3 protein-coding genes are annotated in these 3,184 nt (G+C 37.5%); 2 read left to right on the top strand and 1 reads right to left on the bottom strand.

Going from position 1 to position 3,184, the window contains the following annotated elements; all coding sequences use genetic code 11:
• Window positions 1-2,177: 2,177 nt before the first annotated feature.
• Window positions 2,178-2,327: a hypothetical protein gene (locus L655_RS1000000127450; RefSeq protein WP_158000940.1), complete on the top strand. Its 150-nt coding sequence runs from the start codon at window positions 2,178-2,180 to the stop codon at window positions 2,325-2,327.
• Between the two features lie 271 nt (window positions 2,328-2,598).
• On the top strand, window positions 2,599-2,826 hold the full coding sequence (locus tag L655_RS1000000127030; protein WP_080670035.1) for a zinc ribbon domain-containing protein: 228 nt from the start codon (window positions 2,599-2,601) through the stop codon (window positions 2,824-2,826).
• A 66-nt stretch (window positions 2,827-2,892) separates the two neighbouring features.
• Here L655_RS1000000127030 and tnpA read toward each other — a convergent pair.
• Window positions 2,893-3,184, bottom strand: a 292-nt coding sequence (gene tnpA, locus L655_RS0117695; protein WP_024605779.1) for an IS200/IS605 family transposase, incomplete at its 5' end; no start/stop codon positions are given.

Below are 3,184 nucleotides of genomic sequence, written 5' to 3'. Positions count from 1 at the left end.
AAGTTACCCACAAAAAAGCTTATATTACTGCCTATAGGACTCCTTTCTGTGGGTAAATCTGTGTTTTCAGAAAGTTACCCACGCATAAACACTCGCGCTTGCACGCATAAACACTCGCGCGTGTTGATCTTTCGCCATGACTTTTTGATCAGTATGGTAAGGCGTTATAATTTGTTTCGCCAAAAATAGCCAGTAACCCCATACCATCGTGACTTCTCACCGCCCTCGGAAGAGGGTTTACGGTGAAATTCAGCCAGCGAGTGTAATCTAAACGGGTGGGTATGCCTCACGGAGGTAGTCTAAACGGGGCTGTTCACTGTATTACTAATATTTCACCTTAGACATTTTTTGCATGAGATGCACCTGAGCTTTGTGTTGAGAAACCTATTTTGCTGTTTATCTTCTGGAATTGGCCATTAATTTAAGCCTAACTCATTGGCCTTTTAAGGTAATTACCCACAGTAACAGATGAAATATTTAAACTTCTGGCAATCTCTCGATGAGAGATAACAGCATCATTTTTAACTAAAATTAAAGTATAGTTATATGCGTATTTTATGTATTATTTTTAACCTCATTCACAGTTTACAATGCGCTATATTAAGAGCTTTATAGTTATGCTGTACTTACTTTAACTCTATTTTTCACTATTAAATTTATACTCCATACAGAAATTACGTAATATAAAATTATAAATATAAGCAGCTTATTTTTGCCCTTAATAACACCTCTTAACCTATTTTTCGCCTTTTTAAATACAAATGAGTAGTAACAAAACTATATGGATGTGATGGTTGAAAGTCATTATCATCCTTGCGCATTCTTTAATAAATATAGATTAGCACATCATTAAAATGGTGAAATTAAACTTTTATTAACCCAACCAACGCTAATAGCGCGCTGACTTTTTCCTAGTAGAGCCGGTTTTTGTGGTCAATGTAAGATGAAGCTTAAAAGAGGTAGTGTCGTATATACGACACAGCCTCTTGGCTTTTTTAAAGAAGATGAGGTTTTGACATGTTGCTCAACCCCTCAAGGTGACGTAGATGATTTAAAGTATTAATGCACATACATGTGCAGCTTTTACCTATAAATCACCGCAATTAAGTTTGATTTAATTAAATTAAATGCACATGTATGTGCAGCTCTGTTTTAAAATCACCTGTTACTTTGAGTGTTCTACGTTTTACTTTGTTTTTATATTGCATGTGCAGCTTTAATTAATAAATGCACATGTATATGTGCATCTTTCTTTTAGAGCTACCTTGTTTTTTTTTGAGATGTTCACGCCTTGCTTTTCTCGCGTTCCGCATGTGCATTTTTTACTAATAAATGCACATGTATGTGCATTTATTTTTTTTTAAGGCGATATTTATCTTAATTCCCCGTTCCACATGTGCAGCTTTAATTTTAAATGCACATGGTAGTTATTTACATTTTTTCTTATTTATCAACCTTTCCTTAGTTGTGTGTGACCAACTACTTTTTTTGGTTTTGCGTTCGTTTCCGTTTGAAATTTTTTTACCTAAATCGTAGAGCGTCGAAATTAGTATGCTCTAATTATTAAAATTTTTTTCTTTAGTTGATAATAGGGTTATTGCTAACAGAGGTAAGGGTTTTTGATTTGGAGACTGTAGGTACAGCCTTAAAGCTGGATGACGGTGATGAAGTGCGCAATCTCCTAGCTACAAAAATAGAAAAGTCGATGCTTAGAGTTTGAGTGTAAGAAAGTAATAAGATTTTAAAAGTAGATTAGCAAAATGGTTTGAGGCTTAGGAAACACCAAATTAACTTCGGCCCTTTATTAAAACCTAGGGTGTCATGTAGGTATATAAAGAAATTTCCTACATTGAGCTACCCCTAGGTTTATCATAGACTCAATAATTTGAAAAACTGGAATTTCAAACACCTAATCAACCAAAGGACAACTCACTGCATTAGAGCGAAAAAGTAAATGGCTCAAGTTACTCAATGGTGTTTACCCAAGCAAAGAGCGATCGTGAATAGAAATAACTATGACTTTAAAGGCGCTGTAGCGAACCACGCAGCGCCAAACCAACCCCCACCAGCCAACCGTATATATTAACTTAGTATTACGCTCACAAGAAACTACAGCGCCAATTAAGCGATCGCTTAAGAGTAATACCGAGCTAAAAGAATATTGTAAAGGACAAGCAATGCAGCTCAAAACGAAAAAATTAAAAGCAGGTAAGCAAACCATTAGACTGCTCACAGTATCTGCGACTTTGGTTTTAATGTTGATAATAGCAGGGAATATTAATATTAGAGGGAAATTACCACTTGAACATTATGCTTGCGCAATCTAGCCCTTTTAAGGGCGATATTGCGCAAAAGGTAACTAGTCTTTTTTGTGACTTAAAGCCGTGATGTTTTAATAGCTCTTTCACTTGGTGGTGTGCTTTGGTTTTCGATGTACTGCTTAACCACATCCAAGCTCGTACCACCACATGACACAATAGCTAGGCGACCAAAAGTGATTACCCCAAAGCATTGTCTTTATCCGCCCCCAATACTCGCGCTTTAGCATGTATGACGATTTTCCTTTGAGCTTATCAAGCAGGGAGAGCCGTATTAAAAGTGAATCCAGCCTACACCTGTCAGGAGTGCGCCAAGTGCGATCACACTCACTCCGACAACCGAGGATCACAAGAACTATTTTTGTGCGGTAACTGTGGAAACACTGACAATGCAGATAACAACGCATCACAGGTCATTAAGAAACGGGCAATTAACCTAATATTAGAAACTGGAATGGTGTTGTCTGACGGTGGAGTTCTACCCAATAGCGCCAAGTGCTCCATCTAAATCTAATGAGCCAAAGCGAGTTAATTTAGGTGGTGGTGAAAGGCGCACCACCACGAAGTGGTGGCTTTAATCAAATCCTTCCTGTTGAGCTAAATATTGCTTCACGATTTCAAGTGGCACACCTCCGCAACTAACCAGACAATAACTTCTGCTGTAAAAAACTGGCTTCCAGTAAAACTCACCCAAGTGTTCGGAAAACTCCTTTCGCACAAGTCTTGATGTAGCAGTTTTTAAACTGTTCACCATTTTACTTGGTTGCATCTTGGGATTAGCAGAAATTAAAAGGTGAAGGTGATCTGGCTCACCATTGCACTCCAAAAGCTCACAATCCCAAGATTTTAACAACCTTTTGTACTGA

The organism is Pseudoalteromonas sp. TAE79 (assembly GCF_000498015.1).
Taxonomy (GTDB): Bacteria; Pseudomonadota; Gammaproteobacteria; order Enterobacterales; family Alteromonadaceae; genus Pseudoalteromonas.
Note: the sequence above shows the minus strand (reverse complement) of the source record. Positions and strands in the feature narration are given on the sequence as shown.